Below are 20,607 nucleotides of genomic sequence, written 5' to 3'. Positions count from 1 at the left end.
ATGCAAGTGTTCAGCCAATAAATGAATCAAAGTGTGCTATCTTTTATCATATGCATATATTCATGAAGGAAAGGAGCATGTGTGAACCTTACAGCATGCCAAAGTCCATATTCTCACCTACAGGTCGGAGCGTATTCTTATCGCGAATAGGCTTACTCCTAATTCTTTTATTCATTTGTACTTCCAGCTCTTATGCAGCAAAAATCGTCGAACTTAAAATCAAAGGAGCAATAGGACCAGCCACATCTGATTACATTATACGCAATATTGATAATGTGCAAAATGCAGATTTAATCCTGATTACTCTTGATACTCCAGGTGGGCTTGATGAGGCTACACGAGAAATTATACAAAAGTTTTTATCATCTAATGTTCCAATAGTGACTTACGTCAGTCCAAATGGTGCGCGAGCCGCAAGTGCAGGAACTTACTTACTCTACGCTAGTACCATAGCAGCTATGGCACCAGGAACTCAATTAGGAGCAGCAAGTCCAGTCAATATCGCTATGACTGGTTTTACTGAGGAAACCAAATCAAATAAGCAGACAACGATGGAGAAAAAAATTACTAACGATGCAGTGGCAACTTTAAGATCATTGGCGCAATTGCGGGGACGCAATCCAGATTTTGCTCAAAAGGCAGTTTTAAATGCTGAGACTTTAACTGCCACAGAGGCTTTAAAGGAAGGTGTTATTAACTATATTGCACGTGATGAGCATGACTTACTTTCACAGTTGCATGGCATTTCAGTAATGCAAAATAATCAGAAAATAACACTCAACACAAGCAATGCACAAATCGAGTTAATCGAACCTGATTGGCGTACACGATTTTTATCAATAATTACTGATCCTACAGTTGCTTATCTCCTTCTTTTGCTGGGAATATATGGCATTTTCTTCGAATTAGTTAACCCAGGTCATATACTACCTGGAGTAATCGGTGCCATATCAATGTGTATTGCACTGTACGCACTGCAATTATTACCGATTAGTTATGCAGGTTTCTTCCTTATTATATTGGGAATAGGATTTGTTATCGCGGAAGCATTTGTCCCGGCATATGGTTCTTTAGGCATCGGGGGCACAATAGCATTTATCATCGGATCCATTATGTTAATTGATAGCGACAACCAGGCATATCAAATTGCATGGTCGGCAATTGGAGCAATGGCTCTCGTGAATATTTTTTTCTTTGTGATCGTACTTGGGATGGCGCTAAAAGCGCGACGACAAGGTGTAAAACATGGTTTAATTGTTTTAATAGGGGCCAAAGGCCGTACGCTTGGTGACATTAATCTTGACGGGCAGGCATTTATTCGTGGTGAGATTTGGAGTGTACATTCGAAAAAGTTTATTGCAGCAAGAAAACCAATAAAAGTAATCGGAGCCTCAGGGCTCGTCTTAGAAATTGAAGAAGATTTAGGTAATCAAGGAGGGTAAAATGGGACCTTTTTTCACGGTGATCGTTATTGCAATCGTATTGCTTTTGGTATCAGCAATTAAAGTATTTAGAGAATATGAGCGCGGTGTTGTATTCATGTTGGGGCGCTTCTGGAAAGTGAAAGGACCTGGATTAGTACTTATTATTCCCGTGATCCAACAAGTGGTACGAGTCGATTTACGTACTATAGTTATGGATGTGCCAAGCCAAGATGTTATCTCCAAAGATAACGTCTCAGTAAGAGTAAATGCAGTTTTATACTTTCGTGTGGTGATTCCAGAAAATGCAATTATCCAAGTAGAAAATTATTATGAGGCAACCAGCCAATTGGCACAAACGACTCTGCGTTCTGTGTTAGGACAGCATGAGTTGGATGAAATGCTTTCTGAACGTGAACGATTAAATAGCGACGTACAAAAAATACTGGATTCCCAAACAGATACCTGGGGGATTAAAGTATCTAATGTTGAAATTAAACGTGTTGATTTGGATGAAAGCATGATACGTGCCATTGCAAGACAGGCTGAGGCAGAGCGTGAGCGACGCGCGAAGGTGATTCATGCTGAAGGGGAGTTGCAAGCTTCTGCTAAGTTATTACAAGCGTCACAAGTTTTAGCGCAACAACCACAGGCAATGCAATTACGCTATTTGCAGACATTAGCAGCTATAGCAGGTAATAATAACTCTACCATTGTGTTTCCAATGCCAATGGAGCTGGGCGATGTTTTGTCCAGTATGGCTGCAAAGAAAAAATAGATTAAATTCCAACGCTCATATTTCTGGACAAAAATAAAGTATTCTTCTTTTTGTCCAGAATAAGCATAAGGGACAATTACACCTTTCGGGATATAAATGAAATTAGCACAATAATCCTTATTATAGGTATAAAGTGCAAATAACATTGTTAAGATTAGATCCTCTCTCCTTTCTTTAAAATTATGAAATGATCCGCAGAATAAACAGGATTATCAACTTAAACTTTCGTTTAGTTCACTTTTATGATAGAACACTTATTTTCAAAGAAGTCATGAGGTTTTTATTGTGTCGATTAAATCAGATAGATGGATAGAAAAAATGGCGCTTGAACATGGAATGATATCTCCATTTCAACCCGGACAAGTGCGTGAAAATAACAATGGAAGGATCATTTCATACGGCGTATCCAGCTATGGGTATGATGTCCGCTGCTCTAATGAATTTAAAATTTTCACCAACATTAATTCTGCTATTGTGGATCCTAAAGCTTTTGATGAAAACAGCTTCGTTGACGTGCAATCAGATGTGTGTATTATTCCGCCCAACTCTTTTGCATTAGCAAGAACCGTAGAATATTTCCGCATTCCACGCAATATACTGACTATTTGTCTTGGCAAATCGACTTATGCACGTTGCGGCATTATTGTTAATGTGACTCCTTTGGAGCCCGAGTGGGAAGGTCATGTAACTTTGGAGTTTTCGAATACGACTACTTTGCCCGCTAAAATTTATGCGCATGAAGGCGTTGCACAAATGCTATTTTTAGAAGCTACGGAAATTTGCGCTGTTTCATACCGAGATCGCAATGGAAAATATCAGGGACAAACAGGAGTTACTTTACCTCGTACTTGATATTTATAATAAAAAATAAAAAGATTCCTGGGGAATTGAAGAAACCCAGGTTTTGTTATGAAATTCCTGAGTGCAACAAAAGCAGTACCCAGGAACCACCTCTTTCGTAAGTGCTCAAACCCATCGTTCAACTACATATTTTGGGAACCTGAGTTATTACCTTATTCTTCATCAGGTAATTTATATTTATCACGTGATACATCGACTCGTTCCCGTAATTCTTTTCCTGGTTTAAAATGAGGGCTGTATTTAGCTTTTGTCACAACTTTTTCACCAGTTTTAGGATTATGAGCGTTGCGGGGTGGACGATAATGGAGAGAAAAGCTGCCGAATCCCCTAATTTCTATCCGTTGATTTTTAATGAGTGCTTCACTCATTAACTCCAATATTCTATTTATGCCATCAGCCACTTGCTTTTCAGTAAGATGCGTCATTCGAGCAGCGATGTGTTCTATGAGTTCCGATTTGATCATACCCACCTCGTGTTGTCGCGTGTTTCAAAGTCTGCTACCAATACAGATTAGGTGCTGACAATTGTCCTTGTTTTATAAGTATAGACTGGGAAAAAAATTATTCAATCTTTTCAAGACAGTTAGTCGAAAGTTGTTTTCGCTTATGGATATAAGCAAACACAACCCCCCAACTCATTTCAACTTTAGTGCGTGTCATTACAGTAAAATGAGTACTAGATAATGTTTTGCTGGTGGTAATCACTGTGGTGAGATGGGGTAAATGATCGAGTTTAGTACATAGTTTTTCCCATGTTGGACCAAAAAAAGCAGTAGAATTAATAAAAACAATCGTTGCATCATCCAAATTTTCCTTGAGAAAATCCCCCAAAATAAACTGAATTTTTTTTGCTTGTACGGCATAGTTTGCCACAGCAGCTAATTGATCACGTCGTTTGCAGGCATCGAGGTAGAGTTCTGGAAATAATTCGATGCCAATACTTTTGCATATTGGGAACACCATACTGCAGGCTAATACTGCTTTCCCTGTTCCCGAACCCAAGTCATAGAAGACGGTGTTTTCATTAGGGCTTGTTAGAGATAACAGCGCAATAAATGATAAAAATTTGATTTCTCCATAAGCATATTCCATTGCATCTTGTTCGTGACGCGCATTCTGAGACAGCATAAAGCCATTAGCTCCAGCGTAAATTTGATGGAAAACGTCAAAGTGTTCTTGCAAATTTAATTTTTTTTGCCAATGGGTCACGTTGATTTGTTTTCTTTTATATTTTAAATGAAGAAGTAACGTAAAGAGCACAGGGAGCAAACAAATAAGATAAGGGGTCAAATGGCTCAAGAGTAAGTCCTTAATTGATGTAAATCTGATTTAGCAGTAAAAAACCATTTTAGCTTCTTGGTATATTGAGAAGCTACTTAACGGTAGTAACTTTTGAACGCAAACTCAATTATTTTCTTGACGACGTGCCAATAAATATTTCCTTAAGTCATAAGATCGCTATAAACTTCATGTAATCATCATAAATATGTATATAAAGTATAAGCATTGTCTTATTGCGGCTTAATAGAGTAAAATTATTACATGTAGTATAGAATTGTAATATAACGTACTATTTTGTTGCTGTGGGTTGTTTGAAAAATGGGATTAACTGTAAATTTAGATCTCATAATGTTACTACTAGTTAATATTTCCTTAATTTTGATTCATTAGAATGAAGTTATATTGAGGTTGGGAGAGCATCATGGCGGGTTTTTTTAGTAATAGAGCTTATGTACAGCATGAACCTAGACCACGTGCAGAATATAGTTTTATCAATGTCGGTAATGAGCAATTTCATGCCGTTGCTGTGGCTTTGATTGATTCTTTGCAGAGTAATAGCCAGCGTGGTAATGATGCAACGTTGAAAAAAATTTTGGAGCGCTTTTATCAGCACTTTCCCAAGTATATAAGCAACCAACCGTATTTAACACTTCCTGAACGCATGGGCATGTTACTTAATAGCTCTCGTAAGTCAGAATTAGTGGAGTGTATGGCATACGTATTACGCCAGTTAGTGGTGGATGAGTTATATACCCATCCTTTAAAGTATATTGAGGTATTTGATGGGTTGAGTGCGGAAACACCCAAAAGTTACTTACGCGATCCCGAAGTCCAGCTGCCACCAAGTGCTTTAAATGCCTTGGCTCAGACACTAGGGATTACTGTTACTCTATCTTTTAAAGAACTTGGCAAAGAGCTGAGAAAAAGAGAAGTATATGATGGAGAAGAATAATGGCTAATAAAGTTCATTTAAAGATTCAGATTCAAGATAATAAATATTTCCCAGCTGTAACTGATAAAGCCAGGTTTGCTTATGTTGGTCAATTAGCCATTCCGGGACCTAAGCCTGTCGAAAATACAAATGAACAGGGGCAAACCCTAGGTGGTATTATTAGTATGATTGCGGAACATAAGAAACATCGTGCGCAATCTCACGACCAATGGTGTAACACTATTTTAAGCATGGTTGCTGCGGGCGAATTAACTCGTGAACAACTTATGACGCTCTACATTAAATTTTTACCTGTCCAATTGAAGAATGCCGTATCTGTATCTGACTTAACTCAAACAAGGCAAAATTCTGTTATTGCCGGAGAGCCACAAGAACAAGAAAAATACACAATAGATCTGTTGGCTAACTCTATAGCGGCTTGGATTGTTGCAGGACAAGTTGAGCCTGATGACTTGTTTGATCAATTAGAAAAAGAAAATCAATCCACTATGTCATTGAGATAAAACCGGTAGTCAATGAAGCAGAATCAGCTCGGTTAAAGTAATTCTGCTTTGAGTGTTTACTTACAGAAATCCGTGTTTTTTCATCCATTCATCGTTAGCAAATTTAGACATGTAATTGCGAATTGAATCAGGTAGGATGACCAGGCATTTTTGGCCATTAACTAGGGATTTTGCAGCATGCAGCGCAGCCCACATCGCCGCTCCTGAAGACCCTCCTACTAATAAACCTTCTTTACGAATTAAATCTCTTGCCGTTCGAAATGAATCCAGATCATTCGTTTTAATGTACTGATCAATTAAATTGTTATCTAAAACCTCCGGAAAGAAATCATAGCCTATTCCCTCTACTGCATAGGACTTTATTTCAGTTCCACCGCCTAGAATCGAACCCTCGGGGTCAACGCCTATGATTTTAATTTGCGGATTATATTCCTTAAGCCGTTTGGCAATCCCGGTAATTGTTCCTCCAGTTCCTACTCCGGCAACAACCATATGCAAGTCTTTGCCAAAATCATCAATAATTTCCTGGGCAGTACCGTGGTAATGGGCATTTGGGTTATTAGGGTTAGCATATTGATCAAGGATATAAGAATGGGGAATTTCTGCCTTCAGCTTTTTAGCCAAAGAAATGTGGCTTTCCGGATCATCATACGCCGCTTCTGTTGGAGTACGATAAATCTTTGCTCCTAAACGTTCCAGCACAGATTGTTTTTCTTGGCTCATTTTTTCAGGCATGGTAATGATTACTTTGTAGCCTAATACAGCACCTGCCAGTGCAATGCCGATCCCTGTATTTCCAGAAGTAGGTTCAATTAGTGTATCGCCAGGCTTGATATGTCCGTCGCGTTCTGCATTGACTACCATTTCATACCCAATGCGATCTTTAACAGAGCCGCCTGGATTAAAAAACTCGCATTTTGCATACAGCTCGCAATCAAGATCATGGCCGAGACGATTAATTTTTACTACAGGAGTTTGTCCTATGGTGGCAAGGATATTGGGGTAGATCATAATAAGTCCTTTATTGAGAATGGTATGATTTGATTATATGGTTTTTTAGGTGAAAAAAAAATTCTTACTGGATTTTGGTGGTGATTTTAAGTTTTTTAATCTATATTTATCTTTTGAACTAACAAAGCAGGGAGCTAAATATGATAAAATTAAAGTCACTTAAGTTGGGTTTTGGTATTGCTTTATCCTTAGGATTGTGTGCATGCATGGACATGCAACGTTCAGAACAAAATACCCAGGGCTATGAGAAAATAAATACCCAGCAGGGTCAACAACAAACAACAAATAAGCAGCCTAAAGCGCAAAAGACTTATGCCTCAAAAGATCCTACTCAACGATCAACTCCAGGACCTAAACGCAACGCTGCGCCACAGATTCCAGTGATAGAATAATTTTATTATCTGAATTGGCTTTCCTGCTGCTAATGTGGGAAAGCAATGTCGACGCTGTTGCATGTATTATTGGTTCAATAGAGTTCTAGCATAACCTGTGAATTTTGCTTTAGTGCAAAATGCAAATGTTTTCGGGAGTGGAGTTTACATTGAGTAAATAAGGACCGGAGAAACGATTGCAACGCAGCAATAAAGTAAAAGACGTAGGTTATGCAAGAGCTCTAATATAAGAAGTATTTATTCATGCTCGCAGAGTTGAGGGTTCAACCCCACGCTACAGAATTACCAGGGAGTAAAGCTTGTCGTTTCCTCCTCCTTGGCTTTACCAGCTTCTTCCATTTCTATTTTTATTTGCATTAAATCCAGCCCGTCCTTAATCATTTCATCTCTCACAAATTGTCTGCAAGCACGATCCCCAAAAAAACTCATTTTTTTATGACTTGCTTTTTCGAGACTTTGATGGGATGCCCTTGCGTTTTTATGATCTATTGTTTCAGATTTTTGTGTCAAATGAATAATTGTTTTTTGCTTCATACTTGAACCTTATTTTCCTATAAACTTTTTAAGAAGTTCGTCCTTGCATAATATTATTAAAGCAAAAATTCCAGTTTTGCTCCCAAATGAGTTAACTTGATTCAATTTAGTAAACTCTCCCTTTACGAGAGAGCATACTTTCAAATTAACAGGGGCACACTATGCAATAGAACAGCATCGTTTTTCAAGAAATTTTCCCATGGAATCACTGCGGTCCAATCATCTCTTCAGGCCTTACCAGTTCTGCAAAGCGTTCTGCAGTTAAAAAGCCAAGTTTGACTGCAGCATCTTGTAAGGAAGAATTGTCTTGGTGAGCTGTTTTAGCAATTTTAGCTGCCTTGTCATAGCCTATATGTTGGTTGAGTGCGGTAACCAGCATTAGGGAGTGATGGAGATAATAGTTAATAACCTTATGATTTGCTTCAATTCCTTCTGCACAAAACTCCTGGAATGAACGGCAAGTGTCTGTCAGTAAATTAAGCGAATGAAGTACATTAAAAATAATCACGGGTTTAAACACATTCAGTTCAAAATTACCTTGGCTGTCGGCTATTCCTACAGTTGCATCATTCCCCAGAACCTGGGCACAAACCATAGTCATGGCTTCACATTGAGTTGGATTGACTTTTCCTGGCATGATGGAAGATCCGGGTTCATTTTCTGGAATGATTAATTCACCAATACCACAACGTGGTCCCGAAGCTAGCCATCGAATATCATTCGCAATTTTCATTAAGGCACACGCCAGTGCTTTCATTGCACTATGGGCATTAACTAACGCTTCATGGGAGGCCAGCGCAGCAAATTTGTTGTTTGCGGTAATAAATGGCAATTGAGTGATTTGGGCAATGTACTCTGCTACTTTGGTTGCAAATTGGGGGTGGGTATTTAGCCCGGTTCCTACAGCTGTTCCTCCCGCTGCCAACTCGTATAATTCAGGCAATGTACTCTCAAGTCGACGAATACAGGCATCAAGTTGGGCAACATAGCCAGAAAACTCCTGACCTAAGGTGAGCGGCACAGCATCTTGTAAATGAGTTCGTCCGATTTTAATTATATCTTTGAAAGCAGCCATTTTAACAGCCAGGGCCGCGCGCAAGTTTTTTACTGCTGGGATTAGTTTATTATTGAGGGCAATGGCGGCTGCAATATGCATAGCGGTGGGGAATGTATCATTCGAAGACTGAGACATATTCACATGATCATTAGGATGAACCGGCGATTTACTACCCATAGTTCCGCCTGCTAACTCAATAGCACGATTGGAAATGACTTCATTGGCATTCATATTGGATTGAGTACCGCTTCCGGTTTGCCAGACATGCAAAGGAAAATGGTCGTCCAACATCCCTTTGCTGACTTCATCAGCCGCTTGAATAATTAAATCTGCTTTGTCTTTCGGTAATTTACCCAAGTCAAGGTTTGTTAAGGCTGCAGCTTTTTTTAAGATACCAAAAGCGTGGGTGACTTCACGTGGCATAATGTCTTTGCCTATGTTAAAGTGATGTAGCGACCGCTCGGTCTGTGCACCCCAATACCTATCGGCGGAAACAGTGATTTCACCCATGCTGTCAGATTCAATACGTGTTTTGCTCATTATTTTTAATTTCCTTACAGTGTTTAGTCAAATAAAAAATTCTACCACATAGGGTAAAAATAAGTAATTTTTGTTATAGTATTGGGCAAGTACAAAGAAGTAACTGAATGCAGTTTCACTGCATTCAGTGAGGGTTATACTCCCATTAGTTAGAAATGCACCCTACGTTCTGCAGCTTGTCCGCGTGATTCAAGATAGGTATCATTTCTGGAGCCTGCAGACAAGCAGCAGAACGTGGGGAGTAAGTCAAAAATTGTTCTTCATATAGCGAGACTTAAGTTTCAGAGTCATTAAAACACATGAGAGCCGTACGCATTTATCAACCTGGAAACTACCATACAGGTCAACTTTTAGAATTATCTCCTGAGGCGAGTCAGCATGTCGGTGTTGTTTTGCGCATGCAGGTTGGCGAGCATATTACTTTATTTTGTGGTGATGATCGTGAGTTTGATGCAACAATAAAAGTTGTGAAGAAAAGACAGATTACTGTAGTCATAGGCGCAATAAAAGATGTGAGTCGAGAGTCCCCATTAGCTATCCACTTAGCACAAGCTATTTCCAAAGGAGAGCGTATGGAGTTTGTAATGCAAAAGGCAGTTGAACTTGGTGTTGCCAGCATTACCCCTATTATTACGGAGCGTTGTGTTGTTAGGTTAGATAAGGAACGGATGACAAAAAAACTTCTTCAATGGCAGGCAATTGTCATTGCAGCGTGTGAGCAATCGGGGAGAAATACAGTTCCCACAGTACATCCTTTTGTTATGCTAGAGCATTATGTCGGTGAGGTTCAGGCGACGCAATTAAAATTGATTTTGCATCCAGGTGAAGATAAAAACTGGAAAGATTACACGATCGGGCCTTCTGAGGTCGCTTTGCTTATTGGTCCTGAAGGGGGGCTCAGTGATAATGAAATCCAGTGTGCTCGCCAGCATGGGTTTCAGCCTTTATCCTTAGGTCCAAGAATTTTACGCACGGAAACAGCTGCAATTACTGCATTGAGTATGTTGCAAGCCGTGGGGGGTGATCTATAATAGAAGTTGCAGCCAGTTTCTCTTAATGCAAGAATCTGGGATAGTAGATTTGAGCGCAGATTGAATGAGCAGTCTTTTGGGTCGGGTAACATGAGTTTTCAGAGGATTTTTCATTCAAGCTATGCCCAATATGAGCATTCCTTAATGCAAAGTGAATGTTTGGCAATTAACGAATTTTAAATAACCGAGGTTGATACATGAGTGATCTTATTAAAACGATAACAGATGCAAGCTTTGAACAGGATGTGCTCAATGCAAATAAGCCTGTATTAGTTGACTTTTGGGCTGAATGGTGTGGTCCATGTCGTGCATTGACACCTATATTGGAAGAAGTGGCTGTTACTCATGGCGAGCAAGTAACTTTCGCCAAAATTAATATTGATGAACACCCACAAACTCCTGCAAAGTTTGGTGTGATGAGTATTCCTACATTGATTTTATTTAAAAACGGCCAAGTCGAAGCAGTTAAAATGGGTTTGCTTTCAAAGTCTCAATTAAGTGCTTTTGTTGAGAGTCACGTTTAATTTTTATTTTTGTATATAAAAAATGTTGTATCTTTTACTAAAGCTGTGATAGCCTGTCTGCAATATGTGATATAATATAAATATGTCACATAGGCAGCAGAATCCTTAGCTGCATTCTTAATAATATTTTTCCCGGATACCCAATTCAATTAATCAACAAATCAAGTGAGAAGTATGAATCTTAGTGAACTTAAGCAATTGCCTATTGCCGATCTTTTTAACATCGCACAAGAGATTGGCGTCGAAAACCCTTCCCGTATGCGCAAACAAGAAATTATTTTTGCCATTCTTAAGGCGCACGCCTTAAAAGGTGAAGACATCCACGGAGATGGTGTTTTAGAAGTCTTGACTGATGGTTTTGGTTTCTTGCGTTCTGCCGATGGCTCTTATTTGGCGGGCCCTGATGACATTTATGTATCCCCCAGCCAAATCAGACGTTTTGGTTTGCGTTCTGGTGATACTATTTCAGGTAAAATTCGTCCTCCTAAAGACAGCGAACGTTATTTTGCTTTGTTGAAAGTTGATGAAATCAATTATGATTCACCTGATAGTGCCAAACGAAAAATTTTATTTGAAAACCTTACTCCTTTATTTGCTACAGAGCGCTTGGTTATGGAGCAAGGAAATGGCAGTACCGAAGATTTGACTGCGCGGGTAGTTGACTTATGTGCTCCTTTTGGTCGAGGTCAACGTGGCTTGATTGTTTCCCCTCCTAAAGCGGGTAAAACATTAATGCTGCAAAACATCGCACGTTCTATAGAAAAAAATTATCCTGAATGTTATCTCATTGTATTATTAATTGATGAGCGTCCTGAAGAAGTAACTGAAATGCAACGTTCTGTAAAAGGAGAAGTGGTTGCCAGTACTTTTGATGAACCTGCAAACCGTCATGTCCAAGTTGCTGAAATGGTAATCGAAAAAGCCAAGCGCTTGGTCGAACACAAACGTGATGTGGTGATTTTACTTGACTCGATTACTCGCCTGGCCCGAGCTTACAACACAGTGATTCCCTCATCAGGTAAAGTACTGACTGGAGGGGTTGATGCTAATGCATTACAAAGACCTAAGCGTCTATATGGTGCTGCACGAAATATTGAAGAAGGCGGCAGCTTGACAATTATCGCTACAGCTCTGGTAGACACCGGTTCTAAAATGGATGAAGTGATTTACGAGGAATTCAAGGGAACGGGTAATATGGAAATCCACTTGAGCCGAAATATCTCTGAGCGTCGTGTATTCCCTGCGATTAACATTAATCGTTCCGGTACACGCCGTGAAGATCTGTTATTATCTCCAGAGGATCTACAACGTACCTGGATATTGCGCAAAATCCTGCAATCTATGGACGAGTGTGATGCAATTGAGTTCTTGCTTGAGCGCATGAAGAATCATAAAACCAATGCTGAATTCTTTGATGCAATGAAACGCCAAGAGTAATTTAAGTATTCTAACCGTCTTAAATGCAGCCTGGGAAAAGCACAGCGGAGGTTTTTCCGGGTATGGCTGTTGCTCATCTTAAGTTAAGGAAGCAAGCGTCCTACTTCCCGCGGACAAAACGGGGGAAGTAGGGTATGGAAGCTACTCACTTAAATTGGCAGGCTGTGTCTTCACCCAGGCTACTCCAGGGGATTATTAATGAAATACTCTGATCTAAGAGATTTTATTGCACAATTAGAAGCACGAGATTTATTAAAACGCGTATCCTATCCTGTATCTCCTTATCTTGAAATGACAGCTGTCAGTGATCGGGTATTACGCGCAGGCGGCCCGGCTCTTCTCTTTACCAATACTCCAAATCATCGAATGCCTGTTCTGACCAATTTGTTTGGTACCGTTGAGCGTGTAGCTCTGGGAATGGGTGAAGAAAACATCAGTGCATTGAGAGAGGTGGGAAAATTATTGGCTGCATTAAAGGAACCTGATCCACCTAAAGGATTTAAAGATGCATTTAATAAGCTCCCTTTATTAAAACAGGCATTAAATATGGCACCAAAATATGTAGGAGGTGCGGAATGCCAAACTCATGTTTGGGAAAAGGATCAGGTAGATCTAAATTCTTTACCTATTCAAACCTGCTGGCCTAAAGATGCTGCCCCATTAATAACCTGGGGGCTTGTAACCACTAAAGGGCCTCATCAAACACGTGAAAACATGGGGATTTACCGGCAGCAAGTATTAAGCAAAAATCAATTAATCATGCGTTGGTTATCCCATCGTGGAGGCGCATTGGACTATCAAGCATGGCAAAAAGCTTATCCCGGGGAACGTTTTCCAGTTGCAGTGACATTAGGTGCAGATCCAGCAACCATCCTTGCCGCGGTGACCCCAGTCCCGGATACTTTGTCTGAATATGCTTTCGCTGGACTATTGCGGGGTCAACGCACGCGTCTCACTCGATGTATTGGAAATGAGTTGCATGTTCCAGCTAGTGCAGAAATTATTTTAGAGGGTTATTTAGAGCCTGGAGTAGAGGCACCTGAAGGACCTTATGGAGATCATACGGGCTATTATAATGAAGTACAATCTTTTCCGGTGTTTACGGTGGAACGTATCAGCCATCGAGACGCTCCCATTTATCATAGCACTTACACTGGTCGACCTCCTGACGAACCTGCTATTTTAGGTGTTGCGTTAAATGAAGTATTTATTCCCTTACTGCAAAAACAATTCCCTGAAATTGTTGATTTCTATTTGCCCCCAGAAGGGTGTTCTTATCGTTTGGCTGTAGTCACAATGAAGAAACAGTATCCTGGGCATGCAAAGCGCATTATGATGGCGGTTTGGTCTTTTTTAAGACAATTTATGTATACCAAATTTGTCATTGTTTGTGATGATGATATTGATGCGCGTAATTGGAAGGATGTGATTTGGGCAATGACTACACGCATGGATCCTGCTCGAGATACGGTCATGATGGAAAATACACCGATTGATTATCTGGATTTTGCGTCACCTGTTTCAGGTTTGGGTTCTAAAATAGGAATGGACGCAACCAATAAATGGCCAGGTGAGACACAAAGAGAATGGGGGGAGCCCATTGTAATGGATGAAGAAATACTAAATAAAGTCAATGGTTACTGGTCTTCTCTGGGGTTAGGTGAATGAAGAAAAAAACAATTCAAGCTATTGTAGAGGACATTTCACCCTTGACAGACAGCATCATGCGTTTGATTTTAACTCCTGAAAAATACATTGATTATCAAGCGGGGCAATATCTGCAAATTCTTTTTGGTGAAGAGGCATTTAGTTATTCTATTGCTAACGCGCCATTAGGATCTCATAAATATGAGCTCCACATTCGTCATAGCTTGGAAAATCCCTACAACCAGCGCTTATTTGCCCACATCAAGGAATATGGTTTTGTGAATATCCGCCTGCCCTTTGGTGAATGCTCCATTAAACATTTGGATCCGCGACGCCCTATATTATTTATTGCAGGTGGGACTGGGTTTGCACCAGTAAAAGCGATGATTGAACAGTTATTATCTACTTCAGATACTCGAACTTTTGAATTATTTTGGGGCGCACGGTTGCAAAATGATTTATACATGGATGAAAAGGTAAGCAGTTGGCAGAGCCATGTGAGCCATTTTAAATATTTTTCTTCGGTTTCTGAAGACAATGCTGTTCCTCTTGCTTCTATTGTACTAAGCAAGCATCCACAAGATCTGGGCGAATGGCAAATAGTTATTAGTGGACCTTTTGATATGGTATACAGTACTCGTGATGTATTAGTAAACAGCGGTGTTTCCTCCGCACATTTATTTTCAGATGCATTTAGTTTTGAAGCAAAATAAGGAAGAGTTTTATGGAGACTTTGTATCAAATTCTAGGTCTTATGGGTGCCGGACTAATCATTTTCATTTTGTACCGTGCAATCAAAGGACGTCCGGAGCAATTTAGTAAGGAAAATTTAAACAAAAGTTTTTTTACTATGGGAGTGTTGGCTCTTGTTTTGATTGGCTTTATTGCCCTTTTGGTTTTAATTTTAAGGAATACATAACAACATGTAACTTGGTGCAGCGAAGTGCAACGGGTTTAGAGCAATCAAATAAAAAACTTAATCCCGAGTTCCGCTTTGCTGCATCCAGGTACAAATTAGCGCGCTTAGTGTGTGGGATTTGCATTAAGGTAATACCCTTCTTTTTCTTTTAAATAAAAACGAATATTCGGGTTGTTAATTGGCCTTTGGCTTGTGTCCGCAATGAGCATGCATTCTTCAACATACGTGATTTGGCTGCTGTCATCAACCAACAAGCGATACCAAGGATTTCGTGTAGCAAATTCACGTTTATGAGCTTGTGGATTATAACGTCCTGAAGCTTGAAACAGTGGGTCTACATCCACCACGATTGCTCTGTAGCGACTGTTTTTATGGATCACGAAATCTCCAATGTTAAATTGTGCGATTTTATTCATATAAGCCTCTTTGTTGAGCATCTTGAGTAATATATCGGTAGAATTGAATTAAGCTTGAAGCTTATAGAAAATTTAAAAGAAAAAATAATGAGGAGAGTAATAAATAGGAGCCAAAGAGATGAAGTTATATGGCGGAAAAACCTCTATGAATCTAACGCCTGAAATTGATTCGGTTTCTGCACAAAGTAACTACAAAGTTAAAGCGTGTTCATTATTGAGTAACAGGTGTTTTCGTTGACTTTGCCATTCAGGATTTGATTGAAAATCAATGAGTTCAATCGAGCTTATCCCTCTTGCAGTATAAGATTTTTGTACTGTTGCCCATACTTCATCATAAGAGCTCATATTGGGGATTATCAGGTAATGCACGCAGGGATCAAGTACGCTTACTTTTTTCCCTGCTTTTGCCAGACCTTCGGCTGCTTGTTGCACACAAATATTTCCGCAGATTCCGGTAATCAATAGTTCGTTATACGCTTTATTTCGAAAAAATTGGAGAAAAGACAAAGCATCCTCGTCATAAATATTATCCATCTCTTTTAAAAAACATGGAGTACTTAAATCAACTCCTGCCTTAAGTTTCATTCCAGCTTCAGGAGCAGAGAAATTAATTTTAGCAAAGCGGTAAATTGAAATGCTTTGTTCCAGAGTTTTCAGGCGTTCTTCAATAGGCTGGGAAATGGCGGCACCTATTGTACCGTATAAGCAATGGAGCCCATATTGTCCGTTTTCTGGATTAAGTTGTTGCAATTCATGGTGCTCAATTTTGAGCATTCTCTGCGTATGTATGTCCCCATAACCTTGCGTCATAATTTGTACATCGATATGGTCTTGGGTTCGTCCAAAAACATGTGCATCCTGAGTAGTAATGATCTCGATTTGCTGACAGATCTGAGGGTGGTTTGCAATAAGCTCAATCAACGCATCAAGTAATGCCATATTGCTGAGCACGGTATTTTCGCCAGCGGGGGCATATAAGGCAAAGTCATGCAGCACGAAATCATTTTGTATGTCGATTAAAATAAAGGCTAATTTATGAGAGGCGCATAATTTTTTGAGAATAATCTTTTGTAGTTCTTCTTTTAAGCTAGATCCTGATTCAGCATATATTTTATTGATTTCATTGAAACGGTGAGTTGTACTTTGGCGTAAATGCTCTTGAATTTGCAGATGTACAGTAAGTCTTAATTCATTAGATGTATTCATTTTTGTAATAAAAAACATTTTGCGATGAATAATACAATATAAAAGGGGTATTACCCACGGAAAAATTAAATAGGGCATAATAGATGATGTACAGCGACATTTGGGGCAAGTAGTCTGGGTTTCGCTCTGTCATTCCTGTGCAGGACAACATTCGCTTCGTTTGGCTACCCAGACTATGCATTATTTAGATTGTATTAAGACTTAAAAAATCGCCTATATCTTCCAGTATTTCATCAACCGGGGCTTCGCTTGCTTTTTGCTCTTCAGTTTTATCAAACCAGAAAGATGCTCTTCCAGTTGTTACTTTCGAATAAATCAATTTACCTATAGTTGCTAGACTAAACAAAATATTGGCTAAAACCACTGGCCAAGATGTATATTCACTCATCAAATCATCTTGACTGTGTAATCGTGCTTTAACTTTCATTTTAAATTTTTGATATGCTTCTTTTTCTGGAATGTCATCCCGATTTTGATAGATAAACTGGTCCACATCATTTTTAAGATCACCAGAGAGTTGATTGATGATTTCTTTTTCCTGTTCGGATAAATCTTCCGCAAAAGTTGTTATCCCGGCAATTTTTTCATATAGACCCCGCATTTTCAGGGCATATTCTTTCTGGCAGCCTTCTTTGCGTTCGAATGTTAAAAGTACTTGCTCCACTTTCCCAGAATAATCTTCTACCGCCTCAGGTTTTGCATCTGCCTCCATTAATTGAACTACAATTTTATTTAGTGTCGCCTGCATTTTGACGCCTGGAAATTTATCCACTTCTGTAGTAATTTTCTTAAGCACCGCTTCACTGTTTCCGGACTCCACATATACTTTTAAGAGGCCATTTTCCGCATTACCAATCTTTTTAATAAATTGATCGCGAATATCTCTATCTTTTGAAATAAATAAATCTTTAGGGTGATAATGCTTGTTGCGATCATTGATGTATAGTTCAAGCATTCCTGCAAGCCTCTCAGCGAAGACTTTACGTTGTTCTTTCTTTTCTTTTTCTTGACGGTCTCTTTCTTCCTCTTGTTGTTTTTCTAGAGTTTTAATTTGTCGATCCAGTTCTGCCGCTTGGTCTGTAAGTTCTTTAATGGTCACTGTTTCTTTTTGGGTTATCTGTTGAGCAAGTAGAGCAACTGCTTCAGCGAGATTGTTTCTTTCATCATAGTTATTAGATAGTTTTAATTTAAGTTCGTCTAAAGTGTGTAAAGCAGATGAAATATCCCTTAGAGTCTGTTTATCTACAGCAAGAGTAAATTCAATGCTTTTCAATTTACGAGAGACAACGCTTAATAAGTTACGTCTATCGGTTGAGTCTAAGGTCCAAGTATATTTGCTTTTCTCTTCCTCAAGAATCTCCAGTAATAAATCAAATCCTATATTTTGTGGACTCCTGGTGCTTGTAATCCCTGATTGATTAGCACATGTTGCAAGTATATTTCTGTCATAACCTTCAGTTAAATGTTGTTCCACATTTTGCAGCAATAAATTTAATTTGTTTGTTTGCTCAAAAAGTTTTTTATTATTTTCTTCTGCTTTACGCAAAGCAATTTCTTGGTCTTGGACGTAGAGTAAAACCGCTTCTTTCTCTTCTTTATTTAAATTTGCTGATGAACTGGCATTTATTTGGGCTAAATTTAAAGCTGATGGTACTTCGTTTTCGATGATGGTTTTATTTTTTTGATTAAGTGCTTCTATAGTTCTTTCTTTGTTGCTTTTTTGTTGTTTCAATTGCAGCAGCTGCTCTTTTTCTATCTCGATTTGTTGCTGTTTTTCCAGATATTGGCGGGTTAGCTCTTCTTTATTTATCATTTTTACATCTCACATCTAAATGGTTATAGCATGGGCATTATAAAACACATTGGCTGATGAATAAATAAACAAGTTTTCCATTTAAAAATCAGTGGGTTAAATAAAATAAATAGCCAAAATAATCCCTATTTCATAAAGGAAACAAAGTGGTAGCGCGAGCATGATTTGGGAGAAAACGTCAGGTGGGGTAAGTAACATCCCTACAATAAAAGCCCCAACAATGACATAGGGTCTGATTTTTTTTAGCGTAATCACATCAATGATTTTTAAACGCACCAGCACAAAGCAAATTAATGGTACCTGAAAGCAGAAACCAAAAATCATAAGCATTCTGGTGATAAAATCCAAAGTATAAGCCATATCAGGCATATAGCGCACTCCTTTAGGTAAGGCATGTGCAAAAAAGTGAAACATGAACGGTAAAACCAAATAAAAGCAAAATAAAACCCCAGCGAGAAAAAGCGCAAGACTGAAGATTAGAGCAATACGTAGGGTAGTTTGTTCTCTTGGGTAAAGGCCAGGGCTGACAAAGCGCCAAAATTGAAATAAAGCGAAAGGAGCACTTAGTAACAGGGCTGCATCAGCAGCGAGCTTTAGTGGGGTAAATACTGGGGATGTAACTTGAGTAGCAATTAAACCTTCTTGAGCGGAAAGCGTATGCAGCAGTGGGCTAACCAAAGCTCGATATAAATCGTTAGCTAGAATAAAGAAAACAAGAAATAAGCTGCCAAACCATATTAAGGTTTGCAATCCACGGCGGCGTAACTCTAAAAGGTGATTTAGCATAGTTCTTGACCTTCCCCCCTCCGTACCGCCCTGAATGCGCGGTATCCAGAGATCTTCTCTAAAAAAGAACGCAAGAATTGTTCTGGATACTGCGCATAAAGCGCAGTACGTAGAGAAATTTTTAAGCCTCAGCAAGCGCTTTGTTTTTCACTCCAACTTGTTCGGGTCGAATTTCTCTTAAGCGGTTGAACTGATCAACAAACACTACAGTAGGAACGATATTCGCGCATTCTTCTTCCAATACTTGGGTAAAAGAAGCGATAATGACTAAATCACCTGGAGTTACCAAATGTGCCGCTGCTCCATTCACGCAAATTTCAGTAGAACCTGGTTTACCCGTGATGGCATAAGTCTCAAATCGGGTGCCTGCAGTGATATTCCACACATTGACTGCTTCATAAGGTAATATGTTTGCCGCCTTAAGCAGTTCCGGAGAAATAGTAATACTCCCTTCATAATCCAAATCGGCTTCAGTGACACAAGCACGATGAATTTTGGATTTCAGCATTTTTCTATTAGCCATAACAATCTCAGCCTTGTTCATAGTGGCCGAATTTTACACCAAATTGAGAAGTTTATGCTATATAAATTTGTCGTTTGATTTGCAGGCATATAACGTTACCCAGTAAGGGAAAACCAGAACCATCCTTCGCTTCACCTAGGCTACTTTTTATTGAGGATGCGCGTTATAATTGGCTTTTATTTTATGGGATGAACAAAGGTGAGGCATAGCCCACGCAAGCGTTTTGGCCAGAATTTTCTGCAAAACCGACATATTATTGATGACATTGTCCGAGCAATTAATCCACAAGCAGAAGATAATATGCTGGAAATTGGTCCGGGTTTGGGGGCCTTAACTGAGCCATTGTTGCATCGCTTAAATCATCTATCAGCAGTTGAAATCGATACCGATTTGCAACAATATCTGTCAGGACGACCCATGGCACAGAATAAGTTGCATTTAATTGCTGCAGATGCGTTAACTCTTGATTACAGCCAATTTGGTCCCCAATTACGTGTGGTAGGGAATTTGCCTTATAATATCTCCACACCGTTACTCATTCACTTATTGCACTTTTCGCCGTATATAGAAGACATGCATTTTATGTTGCAAAAGGAAGTAGTAGAACGTATAGCAGCCCAACCAGGCTGTAAAACCTACGGTCGGTTAACAGTAATGCTGCAATACCATTGTGCTGTGGAGCATTTGTTTAATGTTCCTCCAGAAGCTTTTGATCCACAGCCTAAAGTTGATTCAGCGGTGGTTCGTCTTATTCCCCATCGTGTTTCCCCCTTTGAAAAAATTTCTGTTGCGCAGTTGGAGCGTCTGGTAGCTAGTGCATTTGCCATGCGCCGTAAAACACTTAATAACAATTTGAAGGGAATCGTAACGGTTGAGCAATTAAGCACTGTCGGTATTGATGGAAGTAAAAGACCAGAACAAATTTCTGTCTCGGAATATGTTCAACTAGCGAAATTTATTTCCAATTAGTGTAAA

23 protein-coding genes are annotated in these 20,607 nt (G+C 39.3%); 13 read left to right on the top strand and 10 right to left on the bottom strand.

Annotated elements, in window-relative coordinates; translation table 11 throughout:
• Positions 1-95: 95 nt before the first annotated feature.
• From Lpar_RS03700 to dcd, 3 genes are all read left to right on the top strand, one after another.
• Positions 96-1,442, top strand: a complete 1,347-nt coding sequence (locus tag Lpar_RS03700; RefSeq protein WP_058517065.1) for an NfeD family protein — start codon at positions 96-98, stop codon at positions 1,440-1,442.
• A gap of 1 nt (position 1,443) precedes the next feature.
• Complete coding sequence (locus Lpar_RS03695) at positions 1,444-2,199, top strand: slipin family protein (protein ID WP_058516645.1); 756 nt, start codon at positions 1,444-1,446, stop codon at positions 2,197-2,199.
• 285 nt (positions 2,200-2,484) lie between these two features.
• Positions 2,485-3,051: a dCTP deaminase gene (gene dcd / locus Lpar_RS03690; protein ID WP_058516644.1), complete on the top strand. Its 567-nt coding sequence runs from the start codon at positions 2,485-2,487 to the stop codon at positions 3,049-3,051.
• A gap of 161 nt (positions 3,052-3,212) precedes the next feature.
• Here the strand turns inward: dcd and Lpar_RS03685 are convergent, their stop codons facing one another.
• Both Lpar_RS03685 and Lpar_RS03680 read right to left on the bottom strand, forming a co-directional pair.
• Entirely contained in the window at positions 3,213-3,524 is a 312-nt protein-coding gene (locus tag Lpar_RS03685) for an integration host factor subunit beta (protein ID WP_058516643.1), read from the bottom strand.
• A gap of 97 nt (positions 3,525-3,621) precedes the next feature.
• Positions 3,622-4,359 (bottom strand): methyltransferase, encoded by a 738-nt coding sequence (locus Lpar_RS03680; protein WP_172465756.1) that lies wholly within the window; start codon positions 4,357-4,359, stop codon positions 3,622-3,624.
• A gap of 403 nt (positions 4,360-4,762) precedes the next feature.
• Here Lpar_RS03680 and Lpar_RS03675 point away from each other — a divergent pair, with 403 nt between their 5' ends.
• Positions 4,763-5,293, top strand: coding sequence for a hypothetical protein (locus tag Lpar_RS03675; RefSeq protein ID WP_058516641.1), 531 nt, complete (start codon positions 4,763-4,765; stop codon positions 5,291-5,293).
• Entirely contained in the window at positions 5,293-5,796 is a 504-nt protein-coding gene (locus Lpar_RS03670) for a hypothetical protein (protein ID WP_058516640.1), read from the top strand. Before Lpar_RS03675 ends, Lpar_RS03670 begins: the two co-directional genes overlap by 1 nt.
• Before the next feature lie 60 nt (positions 5,797-5,856).
• Here the strand turns inward: Lpar_RS03670 and Lpar_RS03665 are convergent, their stop codons facing one another.
• Positions 5,857-6,807: a pyridoxal-phosphate dependent enzyme gene (locus tag Lpar_RS03665; RefSeq protein WP_058516639.1), complete on the bottom strand. Its 951-nt coding sequence runs from the start codon at positions 6,805-6,807 to the stop codon at positions 5,857-5,859.
• Positions 6,808-6,947: 140 nt separating this feature from the next.
• On the opposite strand from Lpar_RS03665, the gene Lpar_RS03660 reads away from it, so the two are divergent.
• Positions 6,948-7,199, top strand: coding sequence for a hypothetical protein (locus Lpar_RS03660; protein ID WP_058516638.1), 252 nt, complete (start codon positions 6,948-6,950; stop codon positions 7,197-7,199).
• A gap of 282 nt (positions 7,200-7,481) precedes the next feature.
• Here the strand turns inward: Lpar_RS03660 and Lpar_RS03655 are convergent, their stop codons facing one another.
• A complete protein-coding gene (locus Lpar_RS03655; RefSeq protein WP_058516637.1) occupies positions 7,482-7,733 on the bottom strand; it encodes a hypothetical protein in 252 nt (83 codons plus the stop codon).
• A 205-nt stretch (positions 7,734-7,938) separates the two neighbouring features.
• Positions 7,939-9,330 (bottom strand): class II fumarate hydratase, encoded by a 1,392-nt coding sequence (fumC, locus tag Lpar_RS03650; protein ID WP_058516636.1) that lies wholly within the window; start codon positions 9,328-9,330, stop codon positions 7,939-7,941.
• 299 nt (positions 9,331-9,629) lie between these two features.
• Between fumC and Lpar_RS03645 the strand changes: the two genes are divergently transcribed.
• The 6 genes from Lpar_RS03645 (at position 9,630) to Lpar_RS03620 (ending at position 14,888) form a co-directional block, all read left to right on the top strand.
• Complete coding sequence (locus Lpar_RS03645) at positions 9,630-10,361, top strand: 16S rRNA (uracil(1498)-N(3))-methyltransferase (protein ID WP_058516635.1); 732 nt, start codon at positions 9,630-9,632, stop codon at positions 10,359-10,361.
• 197 nt (positions 10,362-10,558) lie between these two features.
• Positions 10,559-10,885 (top strand): thioredoxin, encoded by a 327-nt coding sequence (gene trxA / locus Lpar_RS03640; protein ID WP_058516634.1) that lies wholly within the window; start codon positions 10,559-10,561, stop codon positions 10,883-10,885.
• 174 nt (positions 10,886-11,059) lie between these two features.
• Positions 11,060-12,322: a transcription termination factor Rho gene (gene rho, locus Lpar_RS03635; protein ID WP_019232746.1), complete on the top strand. Its 1,263-nt coding sequence runs from the start codon at positions 11,060-11,062 to the stop codon at positions 12,320-12,322.
• Positions 12,323-12,520: 198 nt separating this feature from the next.
• Positions 12,521-13,990: a 4-hydroxy-3-polyprenylbenzoate decarboxylase gene (gene ubiD, locus Lpar_RS03630; RefSeq protein WP_058516633.1), complete on the top strand. Its 1,470-nt coding sequence runs from the start codon at positions 12,521-12,523 to the stop codon at positions 13,988-13,990.
• The gene (locus Lpar_RS03625; RefSeq protein WP_058516632.1) at positions 13,987-14,682 is read left to right on the top strand and encodes an NAD(P)H-flavin reductase; all 696 of its coding nucleotides are present in this window, start codon (positions 13,987-13,989) and stop codon (positions 14,680-14,682) included. Before ubiD ends, Lpar_RS03625 begins: the two co-directional genes overlap by 4 nt.
• Positions 14,683-14,693: 11 nt before the next feature.
• Positions 14,694-14,888, top strand: coding sequence for a hypothetical protein (locus tag Lpar_RS03620; RefSeq protein WP_058516631.1), 195 nt, complete (start codon positions 14,694-14,696; stop codon positions 14,886-14,888).
• Between the two features lie 104 nt (positions 14,889-14,992).
• Here Lpar_RS03620 and hspQ read toward each other — a convergent pair whose 3' ends face one another.
• The 5 genes from hspQ to panD form a co-directional block, all read right to left on the bottom strand.
• Entirely contained in the window at positions 14,993-15,304 is a 312-nt protein-coding gene (gene hspQ, locus Lpar_RS03615) for a heat shock protein HspQ (protein ID WP_058516630.1), read from the bottom strand.
• A gap of 189 nt (positions 15,305-15,493) precedes the next feature.
• Positions 15,494-16,528, bottom strand: coding sequence for a cysteine hydrolase family protein (locus Lpar_RS03610; protein WP_237759338.1), 1,035 nt, complete (start codon positions 16,526-16,528; stop codon positions 15,494-15,496).
• Between the two features lie 166 nt (positions 16,529-16,694).
• The gene (locus tag Lpar_RS03605) at positions 16,695-18,323 is read right to left on the bottom strand and encodes a hypothetical protein (RefSeq protein WP_058516629.1); all 1,629 of its coding nucleotides are present in this window, start codon (positions 18,321-18,323) and stop codon (positions 16,695-16,697) included.
• A 96-nt stretch (positions 18,324-18,419) separates the two neighbouring features.
• Positions 18,420-19,109: a twin-arginine translocase subunit TatC gene (tatC, locus tag Lpar_RS03600; protein ID WP_058516628.1), complete on the bottom strand. Its 690-nt coding sequence runs from the start codon at positions 19,107-19,109 to the stop codon at positions 18,420-18,422.
• 121 nt (positions 19,110-19,230) lie between these two features.
• Positions 19,231-19,632, bottom strand: coding sequence for an aspartate 1-decarboxylase (gene panD / locus Lpar_RS03595; RefSeq protein WP_058517063.1), 402 nt, complete (start codon positions 19,630-19,632; stop codon positions 19,231-19,233).
• 198 nt (positions 19,633-19,830) lie between these two features.
• Here panD and rsmA point away from each other — a divergent pair, with 198 nt between their 5' ends.
• Entirely contained in the window at positions 19,831-20,601 is a 771-nt protein-coding gene (gene rsmA / locus Lpar_RS03590; RefSeq protein ID WP_058516627.1) for a 16S rRNA (adenine(1518)-N(6)/adenine(1519)-N(6))-dimethyltransferase RsmA, read from the top strand.
• The last annotated feature ends 6 nt before the right edge of the window (positions 20,602-20,607 follow it).

Source organism: Legionella parisiensis (assembly GCF_001467945.1).
GTDB lineage: Bacteria > Pseudomonadota > Gammaproteobacteria > Legionellales > Legionellaceae > Legionella > Legionella parisiensis.
Note: the sequence above shows the minus strand (reverse complement) of the source record. Positions and strands in the feature narration are given on the sequence as shown.